Origin of the sequence: Pseudomonas putida (assembly GCF_028682475.1) — a bacterium.
Taxonomy (GTDB): domain Bacteria; phylum Pseudomonadota; class Gammaproteobacteria; order Pseudomonadales; family Pseudomonadaceae; genus Aquipseudomonas; species Aquipseudomonas putida_AG.
This window is the reverse complement of the sequence record NZ_JANHLE010000046.1, coordinates 1-22029: the sequence shown is the minus strand read 5'-3', so window position 1 is coordinate 22029 and position 22029 is coordinate 1. Positions and strand designations below refer to the sequence as shown.

Here is a 22029-nt window from a genome sequence, read left to right as displayed (position 1 = left end):
GTAGTCCACGTGGGTGTCGTTCCACTGCCCGACCGTGGCTTGCAACGCAGTTGGCCTGACGATACCCAGTTGCCCCAGGCAGGTGTCGGGCTGACTGCCAACCAGTTGTTCGAGCAGCCAGTCCAGGCTGGCGCCGAACTGCTCGACTGCTGACGCATCGAACAACGCCAGGTCGAAGCTGAAGTGCAGCGACATCTGCTTGCCCAGGTTGACTGCAAGCGACAAGGGGTAGCTGGTCTGCTCATGGTTCTGTACTTCACCAAAGACCAGGCCGATGTCTGCACCCTGGGCCAAGGCCTCGGATACCGGATAGTTCTCGAACACCAGGATGTTGTCGAACAGTGCCGCCCCGGCCTGGCCTGACCAACGCTGAATCTCGAACAACGGGGTGTGCTCATGCTCACGCGCGGCCAGGTTCTCCTGCTGCACCTGCTGCAACCATTGGCAGACGCTCGACTCGCTGGCCACCGAAGCCACCACCGGCAAGGTATTGATGAACAACCCCACTTGCCGCTCGATCCCCTTGAGTTCGGCCGGGCGCCCCGCCACCGTGGCCCCGAAGGCGACCGTGGATTGCCCGGTGAAGCGCTGCAACAGCAACAGCCAGGCCGCCTGAACCACTGTGTTGAGGGTCACTTTGTGCTGCCGGGCAAAGGCATTGAGCTGTTCGCAACGCTGCTCATCGAGCACATGGTAATGATCGGCATGAGCGCTGCGAGAGGCCTGATCGGGATGACGGGCCACGGCCTGGCTGAGCGAGGTGGGTGCCGCCAGGCGGGCGACGCGTGATGTCCAGAATGCTTCGCTGGCCTGCATGTCCTGGCGCTGCAACCAGGCAATGTAGTCACTGAAGCGTCCGTTGTGCGGGGCGATGGCCTCACCGGCATAACGTTGCAGCAATTCCCCCAGCAACTGTGAGTTACTCCAGCCATCCATGAGGATGTGGTGGCTGGTGTAGATCAATCGGTAACGTGCCCCGCCGGTGCGCACTACGGTCAGGCGCACCAGCGGTGCCTGAGCCAGGTCGAAGCCCTGGGCACGGTCCTGCTGCGCCAGTTCGTTCAACGCCTGAGCCTGCTCGTCGCGGGCCGACCAGTCGAGCACGCGGAAGTTGGCCGCCGTTTGCTTGCAGACAATCTGCCGTGGCTGCTCAAGCTGCCAGATGAACTGACTGCGCAGGATAGCGTGACTGGCCAGCACTTGCTGCCAGGCCGCACGGAAGCGCTCGACATCCAGCCCGCTGACATCCACTTCCATCTGGTTGATGTAGTCACCGCTGCCCTGCTGGTACAAGGCATGGAACAGCATGCCCTGCTGCATCGGCGACAAGGGATAGATGTCTTCGATTTCGCGGGCCGCCACCGGCAAGGCGTCAAGCTGTTCCTGGCTGAGACCGGCCAAAGGCACATCCGAAGGTGTCAGGGCCCCTTGCCCGGGCGCACAGCAATGCTCGATCAACTCGGCAAGTTCGTCGCAATAGGCCTGAGCCAATCGCTCAATGGTCGCGGCATCGAACAGGTCGCGGCTGAACGTCCAGGTCATGTTCAGTTCGCCGCCGTAGACCCGACTGCCAATCGACAGCCAGTTGCCCAGCGGCGCCTCGGCATGTTGCTGGCTACCCGAGGCTTCTTCGGCCGGTACGAACAGCCCCTGTTCATCGTCGAAACTACTGTCGAACTGCCCCAGATAGTTGAAGGTGATCCGTGGCTGCGGCAGGTCACGCAATTGTGCACGGCTGGCATCGTCGCCCAGGTACTGCAGTAAACCCAGGCCAAGGCCTTTGTTGGGGAGCGCGCGCAGCTGCTCCTTGATGACCTTGATCGAGTCCTCCAGGCGCGGTTGCGGGCTCAGGCAAACCGGGAACAGGCTGGTGAACCAACCGACGGTGCGGGTCAGATCGATATCGTCGAACAACGCCTCACGACCATGCCCTTCCAGCTGGATCAGCACCCGTGACTGGTCGCTCCAGCGCGAGATGACCCGCGCCAGGGCGGTCAGCAGCAGATCGTTGACCTGGGTGCGATAGGCCGCAGGCGCCTGTTGCAACAAGCGTCGGGTCAACTGTGGGTTCAGCTGACGTTGCACACTGCCGGCGAACTTCCCGCTCAGGCTGCCGCCCGGACGGTCACACGGTAGATCCACCGGTGCATCCTGCAATTGTGCCTGCCAGTAACCCAGTTCAGCCTGCCCGGTGCTCCGTGCATACTGCTGAAGACGTTCACCCCAGGCCTGCAACGAACTGGTGCGTTGCGCCAGAGACAGCGCCTGACCCGCCTCCAGTTGGGCATAGAGTGCTTGCAGGTCCTCGAACAGGATGCGCCATGAAACCCCGTCGACCACCAGGTGGTGGATAACCAGCAGCAAGCGCTGGCTGCCATCGGCCAGGGTAGCGAGCAGGCCGCGTAACAACGGCCCTTGCTGCAGGTCAAGGCTACGCTGAACTTGCTCGCATGCCGCCGCCAATCCCTGCGCGTCATCGACCTGGGCGCAGAGCAGCAATGGCTGGGTTTGCCACAGTTGCTCCTGCTGTTCGAGGCTGCGATGGTCGGCGCGCCAACCTGCAGCCCCGGCCTGGAACGACAGGCGCAAGGCATCGTGATGAATCACCAGGGCACGCAAGGCGCGCTGCAGATGCTCAGCGTGCAATGCGTGTTGCGGACGTAGCAACACCGACTGATTCCAGTGGTGCGGGTCGGGAATCGGCTGTTCGAAGAACCATTGCTGAATCGGCAACAGGGCCAGCGTGCCGCTGACCGGGCCCTGATCGATGTGCAAGCGCGACTCGCCACGCTGGGCGACTTGCGCAAGTGCCTGAATCGTTTGCTGGTTGAACAGGTCCTTGGGGCTGAACTGGATACCGGCGGCACGGGCGCGGCTGACCAGCTGGATCGAGATGATCGAGTCGCCGCCCAGCTCGAAAAAGTTGTCGTGACGCCCTACCCGCTCAAGCTTGAGCACCTGTGCCCACAGGCTTGCCAGGTCTTGCTCCAGCGCCGTCACCGGCGCTGCGTAAGCACCCTGCACCGCGCTGGCATCCGGGGTCGGCAGCGCCTTGCGGTCCAGCTTGCCATTGGGCGTCAGCGGCAGTTGCGCCAGCAGCAGCCACTGCGCCGGCACCATGTAGTCCGGCAGTACGCTGCGCAGGTGCTGGCGCAGTTCGTCGCGCAAGGCCTGGTGCGCCTGCGGATCGTCGAGCAGGGTCAGCACGCTCGGCACCACATAGGCCACCAGCTGCAAGCCGCTGAGGCCTTCGCGGGCCAGCACCACCGCTTCACGCACCCCTTCCAGCGCCAGCAAGCGCGCTTCAATTTCACCCAGCTCGATACGGAAACCACGGATCTTCACCTGGTTGTCGACCCGTCCCAGGTACTCCACCACACCGTCGCCGCGCTGGCGCACCAGGTCACCGGTGCGGTACAGCCGTCCGCCAACCGTGAACGGGTCGGCGACAAAGCGTTCGGCGCTCAGCCCGGCACGCGCCAGGTAACCGCGGGCCAGCCCCTGCCCGCCCAGGTACAGTTCACCGGCAATGCCCTGCGGCACCAGGTTCAGGTCGCTGTCCAGCACATAGGCGCTGCGCGCGCCGATACGTTCGCCGATCGGTGCATAGGCCGCGCCGCAGCCGTCATCGCGCCCGGCCTTCCAGATCAACGGCGTGACCACGGTTTCGGTCGGGCCATAGCCATTGATGATGTACTGCGGTTGCAAGGCGCGCTTGGCCAGTTCGAAGCTGGCATCGGGCACGGCATCGCCACCGAAGCAGTAGATCCGCACCGCTGGCGGGTTACCTTCGCGCTCGGCATGCTCGGCCAGTTGCTGCAGATAGGCCGGCGGGAACGCCGCCACGGTCACGCCGTGGCGGTGCATCTGCTGGTAGGTCTGCTCCGGGGTCCACAAGCTGGCGTCGCGAATCAGCAGGCTGGCGCCATGGCTCAGGCTGGTCAGCCAGCGCTCATGGGCACCGTCGAAGGCGAACGACATGAAGTGCAGTTCACAATCCTGCGCGGTCATTTCGTAGCGCTCACCAATGGCCAGGCAATGCATCAACAACGGCCCGTGTGCCACGGCCACGCCCTTGGGCTGGCCGGTCGAACCGGAGGTGTAGATCACATAGGCGAGGTTGTCCGGGTGCACATCCACCTGCGGGTTGTGGTCGCTGTAGGCCTCCAGCCAGTCGCCCGGCACCAGGGTGTCGAGGCCCTCGAGCGGCAGGCGCTCGCGCAGCGAATCCTGGGTCAGCAACAAGCTCACCGCACTGTCGGCCAACATGTAGGCCAGGCGCTCCTGCGGGTACTCCGGGTCCAGCGGCACATAGGCGCCGCCGGCCTTCATGATCGCCAGCAGGCCGACGACCATGTCCAGGGAGCGCTCCAGGGCAATACCCACCAACACGTCCGGACCGACCCCGCGCTCGATCAGGGCATGGGCCAGGCGGTTGGCCCGGGCGTTGAGGCTGGCAAAATCCAGGCGCTGCCCGGCAAACAGCAAGGCCGTGGCCAGCGGCGCCCGCTCGGCTTGCGCTTCGATCAGCTGGTGGACCGCCTGCTTGAACGGATAAGTCCGGGTCGGGCCGTTCCAGACCTGTTCGATCAGCTCGCGCTGGGCATGGCCGATGGCGTCCAGCTCACCCAGACAACGATGCACCGGCACACTGATCAGTTGCTCCAGCAGGTGCTCGAAGCTCTGGCTGAGCTGCTCGATATCCCGCGCCTGGTACAGCCCCTTGTCGAAGCAGAAGTGCAACGACAACTCGTGGCCCAGGCTGACCGCCAGTGACAACGGATAGTTGGACTGTTCATGATTGACCACTTCAGCGAATCTCAGCCCCAGGCTATCGCCTTGGGCCAGGGCTTCGGAGATCGGGTAGTTTTCGAACACCAGGATGGAGTCGAACAGGGCGCTGCCGCCCTGCCCGGCCCAGCGCTGGATATCCACCAATGCAGTATGTTCATGATCACGAATGGCCAGGTTTTCAGCCTGGACCACCTGCAACCACTGCGCCACGCTCATCGTTGGCTCGACACGGGCAATGACCGGCAGGGTATTGATGAACAAACCGACCTGCTGCTCGATGCCTTTGAGCTCGGTCGGACGTCCTGCAACCGTTGCCCCGAACGTCACGCACGGTTGCCCGGTATAGCGCTGCAACACCAGCAACCAGGCCGACTGCATCAAGGTATTGAGGGTGATCTTCTGCTGCCGGGCAAACTCGCCAAATTGCTGGGTCCGTGCGCTGTCCAGTACCTGGTAGCGGTGGCCATGACCACTGGCCTGGAGCTTGCGAGGCGTGCCGGCAAACGCCAGTGCCAGGTGCGTAGGTGCTGGCAGCTCGGCCAGACGCAGCTTCCAGAACGCCTCACTGGCCTGGCGGTTGCGACTCAGCAACCAGCCGATGTAATCGCGATAGCGTCCTGGCGACTGGCTGATACGTTCCCCGCTGTAGCGCTGCAACACCTCACCCAGCAGCTGCGAATTGCTCCAGCCGTCGAGCAGAATATGGTGGTTGGTGTAGATCAGGCGATGCTGGTCGGCAGCGGTACGCACCACGGTCAGGTGCAGCAACGGTGCCCGGGCCAGGTCAAAGCCTTGCTCGCGGCGGGTACGCGCCAATGCCTGCAAGGCCTGCTCAAGGTCCGGCTGCCCGCGCCAGTCCAGTGATTCGAAGCTGGCCGGTGCCTGTTTGCACACCACCTGGACGGCTGGCTCAAGCTGCCAGCAGAACACCGTGCGCAGAATGTCATGCGCGGCCAGTGCCGCTTGCCAGGCGGCCTGGAAGCGCTCGACCTGCAGGCCCTGAACGTCGACCCACATCTGGTTGACGTATTCATGGCGGTGTTGCTGGTACAGCGAGTGGAACAGCATCCCCTGCTGCATCGGCGACAGCGGATAAATGTCTTCGATGTCGGCGGCGGCGATGTCCAGGCTGTCCAGCTGTGCCTGGTCGAGCCCGGCCAGAGGGAAGTCCGCCGGGGTCACACCAGCATTGCCTGGCGCCAGGCAATGAGCGATCAGCGCCTTGAGTTCGGCGGCATAGTCCTGGGCCAGGCGCTCGATGCTGGCGTCAGCGAATCGTTCGCCGCTGAAGGTCCAGCCAATGCTCAACTCACCGTCATAGACCTGGCCGTTGAGGCTGAGCCAGTTGCTCAGCAAGGTACCCTCGCCCTGCTCCGCCCCCTTGTCTTCAAATGCCGGTACGAAGAGGTCCTGGGCCTGGTCGAAACTGCCATCGAACTGGCCCAGATAATTGAACGTAATGCGCGCTTGTGGCAGCTCGGCCAGTTGCGCTCGCACCGTGTCGCTGCCCAGGTAGCGCAGCACGCCGAGGCTGATGCCCTTGTTCGGCACCGCGCGCAGTTGCTCCTTGATTGCCTTGATCGAGTCATCCAAAGCGACAGCCGGAGTCAGGCAGACCGGGAACAGACTGGTGAACCAGCCCACCGTGCGCGTCAGGTCGACGTCGTCGAACAGCTCCTCGCGGCCATGACCTTCCAACTGGATCAACGCGTGTGACTGGCCACTCCAGCGCACCACCACCCGCGCCAAGGCGGTCAGCAGCAAGTCATTGACCTGGGTGCGATACGCAGCAGGCGCCTGTTGCAGCAACTGGCGCGTGGTCTCCCGGTCCAGGCGGCTGTACACACACCGGGCATGACGGGACGACTGGCTACCCTGAGGGTTGTCACACGGCAGATCGGCGTTGATGCCACGCAACCCCTGCCAGTGAGCCAGGGCTTCAAGCCCGGCGCCCTGGGCGTATTCACCGAGGCGCTCGCCCCAGACCTTGTAGGCGCTGGTCTTGGCCGGCAGGTTCAACGTCTGTCCCTGGCATAGCTGCGCATAGGCCGTTTGCAGGTCCTCGAAGAGGATGCGCCACGACACGCCGTCGACCACCAGGTGATGAATGACCAGCAGCAGGCGCTGGCTACCGTCTTCGAGCGTAGCCAGCAAGCCGCGCAGCAGCGGGCCATTGCTCAGGTCAAGGCTGGCCTGGGCTTCGGTACAAGCCGCTTGCAGCGCCTGCGCCGAGCTGACGCGGGTGACCCAGAGCAAAGGGGCCTGGCATTGCAAATCGAGGCTGCGGTGAGTTGCCCCCTGGCCAGTGAAGGACAGGCGCAGTGCATCATGATGGCTGACCAACGCCTGTAGCGCTTGCTCCAGGGCAGCTTCATCGACCTTGTGCACGGGACGCAGCAATACCGACTGGTTCCAGTGGTGAGGGACTGCCACGGCCTGTTCGAAGAACCACTGCTGAATCGGCAGGAGCACCAGGTCACCGCTGACCGGACCTTGTTCAAGCGGCTTGCGCACCTCACCCAGCTGCGCCACCTGGGCCAGCTCGTGCACGCTCTGGCGGGTGAACAGGTCCCGGGCGCTGAAGTGAATACCGGCATTGCGCGCACGACTGACCACTTGAATGGAGATGATCGAATCACCGCCCAACTCAAAGAAGTTATCGTTGCGCCCGACCTGTTCGCGCTTGAGCACCTCGGCCCAGATCCTGGCGATGCGCACTTCCAGTTCACCTTCAGGGGCTTCGAACCGGCCCGGCAGCAGTTGACTGTCCGGCGCAGGCAAGGCCCGACGATCGAGCTTGCCATTGCTGGTCACCGGCAGCGCTTGCAGGAGTACTACGTGGCTTGGCAACAGATAGTCGGGTACCTGCTGCTTGAATGCTTGCAACAGCGCCTGGCACCAGGGCTGCGGCGCACGTGCAGCCTGTTGTGCTGCGACGTCGTCAGCAACGACATAGGCAACCAGACGCAACCCCGCGCCGAGATCCTGTGGCACCACCGCCGCAGCGGCCACGCCGGGCATCGCCCGCAGACGCTGGGCGACTTCGTCTGGCTCGACACGAAAGCCCCTGATCTTGACCTGATCATCCGCACGCCCCAGGTAGGTGATGGCCCCCTGCTCGATGCGCGCCCGATCGCCTGTGCGGTACAACCGCCCACCTGCGCTTGACGCCGGGTTCGGCACAAAGCGTTCGGCGGTCATTCCTGGCCTTGCATGGTAGCCTCGCGCCAGGGTTGGCCCAGCCACATACAGCTGCGCGCCAGTACCCAACGGCGCCGGCTGCAGGTTGTCGTCGAGCAGGTGGATCTGCACCTGGGGCAACGCACGCCCCATGGCAACACGCGCCGATGGTGACGCCGCCGTGATCTCCCCGGCAATGACACCAACCGTGGTTTCACTTGGCCCGTAGTGGTTGACTATCCGGCAATGCGGCGCGAGCCGTCGAAGCTGATCGAGCAGCGCCGTAGAACACGCCTCACCACCGAGCACCAGGCACTGACGCGGCAGTACCGCAGCCGGATCCGTAGCTTCGAGCAGCGCGCTCAAGTGCGACGGCACAATCTTCAGGGCGTCGATGGCGTGTTCGACCATGAAGCCGCGGAAGGCCTCGGCATCCTTGACCTGCCGGGCATCCGCCAAGTGCAAGGTGCGCGCCGAACACAGGGCACCGAACAACATGGTATGACCCAGGTCCGCCGCCGGCGTGGACACCATCGCCAGGGTCTGCACCTGGTCCCAGGGCATTTGTTCAAGAATTGCCCGGACATACCCAAGCAAGGCGCCATGACTGACCATCACGCCCTTGGCCTGGCCAGTGGAGCCCGAGGTGTAGATTACATAGGCCAGATTGTCGGCCTGGACCTGCGGTGCAGCAAACGGCTCATCCGCCAGCAGGTAACTGTCGGCAGCGTCCAGGCACACGACATGTGGAAGCCGCGCCTGGCTATGCTGGGCCAGCCAGGTGCTATCGGTCAGCAACAAGTCGGCACCACTGTCGGCGAGCAGTTGTTCCAGCCGCTGGATCGGCGCTTCGGGATCAAGCGGCAGGTACGCCGCACCGGCCTTGAACACGGCCAAGATCGCCACGATCAACGCCACTGAACGCGGCGCCCGGATCGCGACACACACCTCCGGCCCAGCACCGAGCGCGCGCAGGCGACGGGCCAACTGCGTGGCCCGCTGGTCCAGCTCGCGGTAGGTCAAGTGTTGGTCATTGCAGACCACCGCCAGCTGTTCCGGCACACGCCGGGCAGCGGCTTCAAACAAGGCATGAATGGACGACGGAGGCTGCGCGGCCAGCACTTGTCCGCTGCAGGGTTTGGCAATGGCCTGTTGCTCGGCTGCATCGAGCAACAGCGGCGCCTCCAGCACGGTATCAGGGTTGTCGCTGAACACACTGATCAGGAGTGCAAAATGCCGCGCCATCCGTTCGATGGTCTGGGCATCGAACAGGTCGCTGGCATAAATGAACGACGCTGACATCTCATCGCCATGTTCGAAGGTTTCCAGGGTCAGGTCGAACTTGCTCTGGCAGCCACCCAGGGTCAGGCTCTCGACCCTGAGCTGCTCATCCACCTGCCACTGCTCACCGCGACTCTCGCTCTGGTGGTTGTGCAGTACCTGGAACAACGGGCTCTGGCTGAGGCTGCGCTCCGGCTGCAGCGCCTCGACCAACTGTTCGAACGGCAAATCCTGGTGGGCCTGGGCGCCCATGACCTGTTGCTTGACCTGGGCCAACAGTGCACGGAAAGTCAGCTGTCCATGCGGGGTGGTGCGCAACACCAGGGTGTTGACGAAGAAGCCGATCAAACGCTCGGTTTCTGGACGGTTGCGGTTACTCACCGGCAGACCGACGCGAATATCCTGCTGGCCGCTGTAGCGGTACAGCAAGGCATGCAGACACGCCTGCAGCACGACGAAGGGCGTCAGGTTCTCGGTGCTGGCCAAGCGTTTGAGCCCCGCCACCTGAGTAGCCTCCAGCGCAAGCTGAAACCGTGCCCCGCGATTGCTCTGCTGCGCCGGACGCGGACGGTCGATGGGCAAGTCCAGCTGCGGCTGTTCGCCAGCCAGTTGCTCGGTCCAGTAGGCCAATTGCCGATCGCGCTCACCCGCCTCCATCCAGGCCCGCTGCCAGTGCGCGTAATCGACATACTGAATCGGCAGGGCCGGCAAAGCGCTGGCACCTTTGCCGGTGAATTCGCTGTACAGGGCAATGAGCTCTTCGACCATCACCTGCATTGACCAGCCATCGGCGATGATGTGGTGCAAGGTCAGCACCAGCACATGATGTTCCTCGGCGACCTGCATCAGCCGTACCCGGAGCAGGCAATCGCAAGCCAGATCGAAAGGGCGCTGGATCTCCGCCTCCACACGCGCAACCAATTGCGCCTCATCGCACGCAGAACCATCGAGTAGCTCGAACGCCATGTTCAACGCGCGGGCCGGCAAGATCTGCTGCGCGGCCAGACCGTCACGCTCGACAAACGCCGTGCGCAGCACCGAGTGCCGCTCGATCAACCGATCAAAGCTGCGCTGCAATGCGTCTCGCTGCAGTGGTCCGTACAGGTGCAACGCAGTGGGAATGTGGTAAGTGGCGCTGTCCGGTGCCAGCTGCCAGAGAAACCACTGGCGTTGCTGGGCATAGGACAATGCAACCCGCTCGTCGGCGTGCTCCACGTGCGCAATGGGCAATTGGCTCAGGCTCACACCCTTTTCCTGCAACTTGTCGAGGAACAACCGACGCTGGCCCGCAGGCAGTTTCAAAAAACGCTGAACCAGGGCAAGTTTGCTGTTGTGATCCATCTCAGTTCGCCTCCAGCTCGGTGAGGAAATCGTGCAGAGCATCGAGCGTGTCGTGCATGTCGAGGCTGACCAATGGCGTGATGGCCTGAGTGAAACCCTGCAAGGTGCTGTCCTTGAACAACAGACTCAAGGCAATGTTCGCCCCCAGCTCCAGCTGGACCCGCGCCATGACCTGGATCGCCAGCAGCGAGTGCCCACCCAGTTCGAAGAAGTTGTCATGCATGCTGATCGCCGGGACCTTGAGCAGGTCCTGCCAGATGGCCGCCACGCGCTTTTCCAGGTCGCTGGCCGGCGCCAGGTGCAAACTGCGCAATGCATCAGGATCCGGAGCCGGCAGTGCACGGCGATCCAGTTTGCCGTTGGGTGACAACGGCATGGCCTGCAGGCGCAACAGGTGCGCAGGCACCATGTAGTCGGGCAGACGCGCCTTCAGCCAGGCCTTTAGTGGCGCCCTCCAGTCAACCTCTCCCAGGGCCAACGCCGGAGCCACCAGGTAAGCCACCAGCTGCATGCCTGCCGGTCCCTCGACAGGCACTACCAGCGCCTCACGGATCTGCGGATGCTCCAGCAGCTTCGCCTCGATTTCGCTCAATTCGATACGGAAGCCGCGCAACTTGATCTGATGGTCGCTGCGCCCGACATACTCGAGGTCACCATTGGCCAGACGCCGTACCAGGTCGCCACTGCGATACAAGCGCCCACCGCCGGGCTCGAACGGGTTGGGCATGAAGCGCTCGGCACTCAGCCCTGGGCGGGAGAAGTATCCCCGCGCCAACAAATCACCGCCGATCATCAACTCGCCGATCACGCCAATCGGGGCCAGGGCGCCGCTGCCATCGACCACATACAGTGAACGTCCCGGTAGTACCTGGCCGATAGGCGGGTTCGCGGTGCCACTTGAGCCTGAGCGTTCAGTGCTGCAGTCGTGAGCACTGACCGTCACTGTTGCCTCGGTAGGGCCATAGGTATTGAGCAGGCGCACACCGTCGAGGCCAGCGGCATGCCAGGCGGCGAGCGCATCGGGCGACATCGCCTCGCCGCCGGCATGCACCTGGCGTAACGCGCCATAGGTGGCGCGTGGCTGCGCGGCAAAGTCTTTGGCCAGCATCGCCCAGTAGGCTGTGGTCAGGTCGGCAACACTGATGCCTTGGGTGATCAACGCCTGATGGAACATTTCGCTTGACCAGATTTCGTTGCCACGCAGGACCACCGCCGCGCCGCAGCTCAGCGCCGGGAACAGCTGTTCGATAAATCCATCGAAATTGAACGTCGCAAACTGCAGCACCCGGTCGCTCGGCACCAGGCCAAAGAAGCCGATACACATCTGCACATGCGCAGTCAGCGCAGCCTGGCTGATCGCCACGCCTTTGGGGCGCCCGGTGGAACCTGAGGTAAACATCACGTAGGCGAGATTATCGGGATCTACCGTGCGGCACGGGTCTGGATACTCGCTGCCATCATGCTCATCGAGCACCCTGTCCAGACAGATTTTCGCAATGTCCTGGGCGACGGCCAGTGCGTCAAGCAGCCAGCTCTGGCTGAGCAGACAGGCCAGACCCGCATCCTCGATCATCAACTGCAAGCGGTCGGCCGGGTACTGAGGATCCATCGGCACATAGGCGCCGCCACACTTGAGCACGGCCAGTACGGCAATGACCATGCCCAGCCCGCGCTCGACGGCAATGCCGACCCGCGATTCCGCTCCCACGCCGACGGCCAGCAAGCGGTTGGCCAGCAGGTTGGCCTGGGCATTCATCTGCCGATAAGTCAGGTGCCGGTCTTCGTGGACCAGCGCCACGGCTTCCGGTGTCTTTGCCACCTGGGCTTCGATCAGGTCCAGGACCGTATGAGGGCCTGGCTGAGCGTACCCCTGCACACCACTCCACTGTTGCAGCAACTGATGGCGTTGGCGGGCATCGAGCAGGTCGAGTTCATCGACCGCGGCGTGTGGCTGGGCCACGATCGCTTGCAGCAGGTTCGACCAGTGCCCGCCCATACGCTCCAGGGTGGCATGTTCGAACAACTCGCTCATGTAGGTGAAGGCGCCGACCAGGCCCTGGTCCGACTCGAAAGTGTCCAGGCTCAGGTCAAACTGCGCCGCCTGGCTTTCGAAGACAATTTCTTCGATGCTCAAACCATCCAGTTGTTGGGTTGGCAAGCCGCCACGGGCGGCACTCTGATGGTTGTACATGGCCTGAAACAGCGGGCTCTGGCTCAGGCTGCGCTCCGGCTGCAACGCTTCGACCAGTTGCTCGAACGGCAGGTCCTGATGGGCCTGGGCTTGCAGCGCAGTTTGCTTGACCTGCTGCAGCAGCTGGGCGAAGGACTGGCGCCCGTGGATATCCGCCTTGAGTACCTGGGTGTTGACGAAAAAGCCGATCAGGCGCTGGGTTTCAGGCCGGTTGCGGTTGGCGTTCGGCACACCCACGCGAATGTCCGACTGGCCGCTGTAGCGGTGCAACAGGACCTGGAAACTGGCCAGCAACAGCATGAACAGCGTCACACCTTGCTGCTGGGCCAGGTCCTGCAAGCCTTTACTCAGTGCCAACCCCAGCGGCACATCGACCCGGCCACCGCGATAGCTTTGGCTGGCCGGGCGCGAATGGTCCAGAGGCAGCTCCAGCACCGGCTGTTCGCTGCCCAATTGCGCTGTCCAGTATTGCAGTTGCCGGGCGCGCTCGCCGGCCTCCATCCAGCTGCGTTGCCAGAGCGCATAGTCGGCATATTGAATGGGTAATGGCGGCAACTGCGGCGTGAGTCCCTGAGCGAAGGCCTGGTAGCACGCCACCAGCTCCTGAACCATGATCTGCATCGACCAGCCATCCGAAATGATGTGGTGCTGCACCAGGACCAGCACATGCTCCTGCTCGCTGACCTGCATCAGGCTGACCCGTAGCAACGGCCCGGTCTGCAGGTCGAAAGATTGCTGCACCTGCGCCTCGACCAGCGCCCTCACCTGCGCTTCACTGCACGCCCCGATCAGCTGTACCTTCAGGTCGATTGCCAGGTCAGCGGCGATAAGCTGGCGGGTCTGCCCCTCAACCTGGGTGAAATGCGTGCGCAGGCTTTCATGGCGCGCTACCAGCACGGCGAAACTGCGCTGCAGGGCTGACAGGTCCAGCGCCCCGCGCAAGCGCAGTGCAGCCGGGATGTGATAGGCGGCGCTGTGCGGCTCCAATTGCCAGAGAAACCACTGACGCTCCTGGGCATAGGAAAGCTTCAGGGGTTCGGCAGGGTCTCGCTTGAACACCGGCGCCACATCGAAGAGATTGACCCCCTCCTTTTTCAGCAGGATGGCCAGGGCCTTTCTTTCCTGTGCCGACAGCACACCTATCGAATCAATCAACTCTTGCACGCCATGCCCCTCATTCGGAAAGCAGTTTTTCTAGATCGTTGGCAGATAAACGTTTGAGGGCTGCCAACGATTTAGCCAAGGCGTCTTGTACCGGTGAATTTTCCTTGCGCAGTGCTTCTACCTGCTGGGCGAAGCCGGCCAGGTCGGGGTGACTGAACAAGATCTTCAGGGCAATCTCGACCTGTAAACGCTCACGCACGCCGACGATCACCTGCATGGCCAGAAGCGAGTGACCGCCCAGTTCGAAGAAGTTGTCGTGTCGCCCTACCCGCTCAAGCTTGAGCACTTGTGCCCACAGGCTTGCCAGGTCTTGCTCCAGCGCCGTCACCGGCGCTGCGTAAGCACCCTGCACCGCGCTGGCATCCGGGGTCGGCAGCGCCTTGCGGTCCAGCTTGCCATTGGGCGTCAGCGGCAGTTGCGCCAGCAGCAGCCACTGCGCCGGCACCATGTAGTCCGGCAGTACGCTGCGCAGGTGCTGGCGCAGTTCGTCGCGCAAGGCCTGGTGCGCCTGCGGATCGTCGAGCAGGGTCAGCACGCTCGGCACCACATAGGCCACCAGCTGCAAGCCGCTGAGGCCTTCGCGGGCCAGCACCACCGCTTCACGCACCCCTTCCAGCGCCAGCAAGCGCGCTTCAATTTCACCCAGCTCGATACGGAAACCACGGATCTTCACCTGGTTGTCGACCCGTCCCAGGTACTCCACCACACCGTCGCCGCGCTGGCGCACCAGGTCACCGGTGCGGTACAGCCGTCCGCCAACCGTGAACGGGTCGGCGACAAAGCGTTCGGCGCTCAGCCCGGCACGCGCCAGGTAACCGCGGGCCAGCCCCTGCCCGCCCAGGTACAGTTCACCGGCAATGCCCTGCGGCACCAGGTTCAGGTCGCTGTCCAGCACATAGGCGCTGCGCGCGCCGATACGTTCGCCGATCGGTGCATAGGCCGCGCCGCAGCCGTCATCGCGCCCGGCCTTCCAGATCAACGGCGTGACCACGGTTTCGGTCGGGCCATAGCCATTGATGATGTACTGCGGTTGCAAGGCGCGCTTGGCCAGTTCGAAGCTGGCATCGGGCACGGCATCGCCACCGAAGCAGTAGATCCGCACCGCTGGCGGGTTACCTTCGCGCTCGGCATGCTCGGCCAGTTGCTGCAGATAGGCCGGCGGGAACGCCGCCACGGTCACGCCGTGGCGGTGCATCTGCTGGTAGGTCTGCTCCGGGGTCCACAAGCTGGCGTCGCGAATCAGCAGGCTGGCGCCATGGCTCAGGCTGGTCAGCCAGCGCTCATGGGCACCGTCGAAGGCGAACGACATGAAGTGCAGTTCACAATCCTGCGCGGTCATTTCGTAGCGCTCACCAATGGCCAGGCAATGCATCAGCAACGGCCCGTGCGCCACGGCCACGCCCTTGGGCTGGCCGGTCGAACCGGAGGTGTAGATCACATAGGCGAGGTTGTCCGGGTGCACGTCCACCTGCGGGTTGTGGTCGCTGTAGGCCTCCAGCCAGTCGCCCGGCACCAGGGTGTCGAGGCCCTCGAGCGGCAGGCGCTCGCGCAGCGAATCCTGGGTCAGTAACAAGCTCACCGCACTGTCGGCCAACATGTAGGCCAGGCGCTCCTGCGGGTACTCCGGGTCCAGCGGCACATAGGCGCCGCCGGCCTTCATGATCGCCAGCAGGCCGACGACCATGTCCAGGGAACGCTCCAGGGCAATCCCCACCAGCACGTCCGGACCGACCCCGCGCTCGATCAGGGCATGGGCGAGGCGGTTGGCCCGGGCGTTGAGGCTGGCAAAATCCAGGCGCTGCCCGGCAAACAGCAAGGCCGTGGCCAGCGGCGTCCGCTCGGCTTGCGCTTCGATCAACTGGTGGACCGCCTGCTCGAACGGATAAGTCCGGGTCGGGCCGTTCAGTTCCAGCAACTGGCGATCCCGCTCCAGCGGATCGAGCAGGTTCAAGTTGCCGATACAGATCTGCGGCTGCCGGACCACCGCCTGCAGCAGATGAGTCCAGTGGCGGGCCATTCGCTCGATGGTGCACGGCTCGAACAGCTCGGCCATATAGCTCAGCGTCGCGCGCAGACCCTCAGCGCACTCCAGGGTGTCCAGGGTCAGGTCGAACTGAACCGCATGGCCACTGAAGGGGCGCTGCTCCACCTGCAAACCACTCAGGTGGCGCACAGCATTGGCCGTCCGGCTCTGGTGGTTGAACATCACCTGGAACAATGGATTCTGGCCAAACGTTCGTTCCGGCTGCAGGGCTTCAACCAGTTGTTCGAACGGCAGGTCCTGGTGAGCCTGGGCTTGCAGTGCGGTGTGCTTGACCTGCTGCAGCAACTGATCGAAGCCAAGCGAGCCGTCGATCGACGCTCTGAGCACCTGGGTATTAACGAAAAAGCCGATCAAGCGCTCGGTTTCGGCGCGATTACGGTTGGCGTTGGGTACGCCAACACGAATATCGGACTGACCGCTGTAACGGTGCAACAACACCTGGAAGCTAGCCAGTAGCAGCATGAACAGGGTCACCCCGTGCTCGCGGGCACACTGCTCCAGCGCCTGGGTGAGACTGCTGTCAAGGCTGAATTCCAGGCTGGCACCACGATGATTCGGCGTGACCGGCCGTGGATGGTCCAGCGGCAATTGCAACACCGGTTGCACCGTACCCAGCTGTTCACGCCAATAGCTCAGTTGCCGATCACGCTCGCCGGCCGCCATCCAGGCACGTTGCCAGTGAGCGTAATCAGCGTACTGCACCGGCAATTCCGGCAACTGCATCGGCCGTTGCTCAAGGCAAGCCTGGTAGCCCTCCACCAACTCCTCGACCATCAACTGCATCGACCAGGCATCGGAAACGATGTGGTGCTGAACCAGCAGCAGCGCATGATCGTCAGGCGCCAGGCGCACCAGACGGATCCGCAGCAGCGGCCCGGCCTGCAAATCGAAAGGTCGTTCGATCTCGGCGGCGAACAAGGCCTGCACACTAGCCTCATCAACGCCTTGCTCCAGCACCAGTTGCAGCGACGACACCGCCTCGATCACTTGCAGCGCCTGCCCCTGCACCACCTGTACGTGGGTACGCAAGGACTCATGCCGCGCCAGTAACCGGGCGAAACTTTCACCCAGTGCCCCGACCTGCAGCTCGCCACGCAAGCGCAGTGCCACCGGCAAGTTGGAGGCCGCACTGTGCGGCGCGAGCTGCCAGAGGAACCATTGCCGCTCCTGAGCAAATGACAGCGGCAGCGCCTGCTCGCGGGATACCGGCTCGATCGCAGCGAAAGCGCCAGGCGCCTGTTGTTCGAGCAGTGCCACGAAGGTTTCCAGCGAGGAGGCTTCGAACAACGCCTTCAGAGCGATTTCAATCGACAGCTCGCGACGAATACGCGACACCACGCGGGTGGCCAGCAACGAATGCCCGCCCAGGGCAAAGAAGTTATCGTCAAGACCTACCGGCGCGTGTTCAAGCACCTGCTCCCAGATCAGCGCAACGCCAGCTTGCAAGGCGGTGCGCGGGGCGCTGTAGTGCGATTCGCCATTGACCGCGTCGGGTAACGGCAAAGCCTTGCGGTCGACTTTGCCATTGGGGGTCAACGGCAACTGCGCAAGGAACAGGACATGCGCCGGCACCATGTAGTCGGGCAACGTCTGGCGCAGGAAGGCCTGGACCGCCTCGCGGCGCTGCTTCGCGGGTGCGTCCCGCGCAGGCAACTGCTCCTGCAGGTACGCCACCAACTGCACCCCGCCCTGCAAGGGCTGGGCAACCACCACTGCGCCACTCACGCCCGGGCATTCAAGCAACTGCGCCTCAAGCTCACCCAACTCGATACGGAAGCCACGCACCTTGATCTGGTGATCAATCCGTCCTGTGTAGTGCATGACGCCGTTGTCGTCGTAGCGCACCAGGTCACCCGTGCGGTACATGCGCAGTCCATCGGCCGAGAACGGGTCCGGCAGGTAGCGCTCGGCCGTCAGTCCCGGACGGTTCAGGTAACCGCGGGTGACGCCTTCGCCGGCCAGGTAGAGTTCGCCGTTCAGCCCCACGGGCAAGGGCTGCAGCTGGGCGTCGAGCACATACCCGGCAGTATTGGTGACAGGCCGCCCGATGTTTGCCTCACCGCCTGCGGTGCGCAGGGCCTGAGTGGAATAGGTGGTATCTTCCGACGGCCCGTACAGATCGTGCACCCGCGCCAGGTTCGGGAGTCGATAGAGCGTGTCGACCAGCGCTTGCTTGAGCGGCTCGCCGGCCAGGTTGATGATGCGCACGCTCGGCGGAATGTGCCCGGCGTGCTCCAGCGCGGCGATGGCCGAAGGTACCGTGTTGATCAGCCGCACCTGGTCGCGCGCAGGCAGCTCCGGCAAGGCCAGCGCATTACGGGCGAGGATGCAGTGGCCACCGCAAGCCAGGGTGACGAACAGCTCCCAAACCGACAGGTCGAAACAGATCGAGGTACTGGCCAGCACGCCTTGCAGATCATCCTGGCTGTAGACATTGGCAGACCAGTGGATCAGCGCCCCGACGTTGTCATGGCTGATGGCAACGCCTTTGGGCGTGCCGGTAGAGCCTGAGGTGTAGATGACATAGGCCAGGTTGGTAGCGGACACCCTCTGACAAGGATCGTGGTCCTGGCTAGCAGCGCCTTCGAGCAGGGCCGCCACTGGCAGCAAGCGCTCTTCTGGCAGCGCCAGCTCACGCACATCAGCCTTGTCATCAACCAGCACCCACGCCGCCTGACTGTCCGCGAGCATATGCGTCAGGCGTTGCGCCGGGTAGTCGAGGTCCAACGGCACATAAGCACCCCCGGCCTTGAGCACCGCCAGCATGGCGATCAGCATGTGCGGGGTGCGTGACATGGCCACCGCTACGCGCACCTCCGCCGCGACGCCGCGGGCGATCAAGCAATGCGCCAGGCGGTTGGCCTGGACGTTGAGCTCGGCATACGTCAGGGATTGATGGTCATGAACAAGCGCCACGGCGTTCGGCGTTCTGGCCACCTGCCGCTCAATCAGGCCGTGGATAGTCTGCGCCGGCTGCGAACGCGTGTGCCGCGGATTCCACAGCATGGTCTGGCGCTGATGCTCAGCCACGGACAGCAAGCCCAGGTCGCCCAGGTGGCCCTCGCTGCCGAGTTTGACCATTGCATCCAACAGCTGCGCCAAGTGTGTGCTCAGGCCGACCACGCTCGCGCCGGTGAAACTGGCCAGGTCAAAGCGATAATGCAGCGCCAGCGTTTGCGCGACGGTGACCGACAGGGTCAAGGGGAAGCTGGTCTGCTCCTGGCTACAGATATTGCTCAAGCGCAAGCCGTCCGCTACCGATGTGCTCAGCGCCTGGTCCACCGGGAAGTTTTCGAATACCAGCAACGTATCGAACAAGGCATCCCCCTGTCCGGCCCAACGCTGGATCTCGAACAAAGGCGTGTGTTCGTATTCACGCAATTGCAGGTTCTGCGCCTGCAATTCCTGCAACCATTGCCCCAGCGGCAGATGAGCTGGCACCCGGGCAATGACCGGCAGGGTGTTGATGAACAGCCCGACCTGCTCCTCCACCCCAGGCAGGTCACCGGGCCGGCCTGCAACCGTGGCCCCGAACGCCACACACTGCTGCCCGCTGTAACGCTGCAAGAGCACCAGCCAGGCGGCTTGAATCACCGTATTGAGGGTGACTTTGCAGCGCCGGGCGAATGCCTGAACAGCGCCACTGACCTGCTCGTCAAGGTGTTGCCAATGCTCATCCTGGCCCTGGGCAGTGGCGTCGGGCAGCGGATGAATCGAGCGCCCCAGGCGGGTCGGGACGTCGAGACCGGCCAGTTGCGTGTGCCAGAACACCTTGCTGGCCGCCTGATCCTGACGTTGCAGCCAGGCGATGTAGTCCTTGTAGCATCCGGCGGCAGTTGCACAGGTGCCGGTGCGATAGCGTTCAAGTACTTCGGCCAGCACCCGGGCGTTGCTCCAGCCGTCCAGCAGGAGGTGATGATGGGTATAGATCAGTTGATACTGATCTTCAGCCAGACGCACCAGCTGCAAACGCAACAGCGGTGCCTGGTCGAGAGCAAAGCCACGGCCGCGCTCGCTCAGGGCCAGCGCGTCGAGGCGCAGTTGCTGATCCTCCTGGCCGCGCCAGTCCTGTTCGACAAAGTCCACGGCGACGCGCTTGTCGACCCGTTGCACCGGCTGCTCCAGCTGCCAGAGGAAGGCCGTGCGCAGGATGTCGTGAGCGTCGAGGGTGTGCTGCCAGGCCGCATGAAAACGAACGCTGTCGAGCCCCTGGATATCCATGCGCAACTGGTTGATGTAGTCCCCCCGCTCAGCCTGGTAGAGGCTATGGAACAACATGCCTTGCTGCATCGGCGACAACGGGTAAAGGTCCTGGATATCGGCGGGACAGCCGGGCAATGCATCGAGCTGGTCTTGCGACAGCGCTGCCAGGGGGAAATCGGACGGGGTCAGGCCGCCATTGGCCGGGTCACAGCAGTGCGCGATCAGGGCCAGCAACTCCTGGCGGTAGTCCTCCAGCAAGGCTTCAATGGTCGCGGTTTCGAACATCTGCTCGCTGTAGGTCCATTGCAGGCTCAAGCAGCCGCCATGCACCTGACCTTCGATGCTCAGCCAGTTCGCCAGCGGGGCATTTTCATCCTGAGCATGGCCTGCGCTTTCCGCTGCCGGATAGAAAGCGGCCTGCGCGTCGAACTGACTGTCGAAACGTCCCAGGTAGTTGAAGGTTATACGTGGACGCGGCAGTCCAGCCATCACCTGCCGGGTCTGGGCATTGCCCAGATAGCGCAGGATGCCGAATCCGACACCTTTGTCTGGCACCGCGCGCAGCTGTTCCTTGATCGACTTGATCGACGCCGACAGGCTCTGGCAAGCGCGCAGCTTGAGCGGGAACAGGCTGGTGAACCACCCCACCGTGCGACTCAGGTCGATGTCGTCGAACAGCGCTTCACGGCCGTGGCCTTCGAGTTCGATCAAGGTCGAGTCATGACCGGTCCAGCGGCTGATCACCCGTACCAGGGCCGTCAACAGCAAATCGTTGACCTGGGTGCGATAAGCCGCTGGCGCCTCTTGCAATAGCTGCCGAGTCAGTTCGGCATCCAGTTGCATCTGGTGTTTGCGCCCATGACGATTGAGCAGGCTGCCCTGGGCATTGCGCACTGGCAGCGCATCGTGCGCATCCGCCAGGTGTTGTTGCCACCAGCGGCACTCCTGCGCACGGGTCGCCGCGCTGCCCTGCAAACGTTCGGCCCACGCCTTGTAGCTGCTGGTCTTGCGGGTCGCCAGCGGTGCCTTGTGTGCCAGGCATCGCTCATAGTTCGCTTGCAGGTCCTCCAGCAGAATGCGCCACGACACCCCATCCACCGCCAGATGGTGAATGACCAGCAGCAAGCGCTGACTACCATCCGGTAACTGTGCCAACACTGCACGCAGCAGCGTGCCCTGCTCCAGTGACAGACTGCGTTGAGCCTCTTCACAAAGGGCCAGCAGGGCTTGAGCCGAGTCAACCTGGCGCTGCCACAGCAGCCCGGCTACCGGCTCGGCGACATAGGCTTGCTGCCAGCCCTCGGCGTGTGCCACGAAACTCAGGCGCAGGGCGTCATGCTGCCCCAGCAAATACCCCAGGGCCTGCTCCAGTGCGCCGGCCTGCAAGGCATTACGCGGCTGCAACAACAGCGACTGGTTCCAGTGCGCTCGCTGGAACTGCGGCAGTTCAAAGAAGGCCTGCTGCACCGGTGTCAGCGGTAAAGTGCCCTCAACCGGCAACTGCACAACCTGTTCAACAGCTGCGGTGCTGGCAATCCGCGCGAGGCTGGCGACTGTTGGGTACTGGAACAGGTCTCGCGGGCTGAAACCAATACCTGCCTGCCGCGCCCGGCTGACCAGTTGAATGGCGATGATCGAATCCCCGCCCAACTCGAAGAAGTTATCCGTGCGTCCAACCCGCGTCACCCCCAGCACCTGGGCCCAGAGTGCGGCCAAGGCCTGCTCCAGGTCACCCTCTGGCTCGGCGTAGTCCTCCTTCGCCTGCGCCTCGAAGGCCGGCAGCGCCTTGCGCTCCAGCTTACCGTTGGGGCTCAGCGGCATCCGCTCCAGG

Annotated in this window: 3 protein-coding genes; all 3 read right to left on the bottom strand. The window is 63.6% G+C overall.

From position 1 onward, the window contains the following. A partial coding sequence (locus NPS47_RS24175; RefSeq protein WP_274297265.1) for a non-ribosomal peptide synthetase occupies nt 1–10596 on the bottom strand: 10596 nt, incomplete at its 3' end. A 1-nt stretch (nt 10597) separates the two neighbouring features. Then, nucleotides 10598–13951 carry an amino acid adenylation domain-containing protein gene (locus NPS47_RS24170; RefSeq protein WP_274297264.1) on the bottom strand — a complete coding sequence of 1118 codons (3354 nt, stop codon included), beginning with the start codon at nt 13949–13951 and terminating at the stop codon, nt 10598–10600. A 10-nt stretch (nt 13952–13961) separates the two neighbouring features. After that, nucleotides 13962–22029: amino acid adenylation domain-containing protein (locus tag NPS47_RS24165; RefSeq protein ID WP_425313553.1), on the bottom strand; the 8068-nt coding region annotated here is incomplete at its 5' end.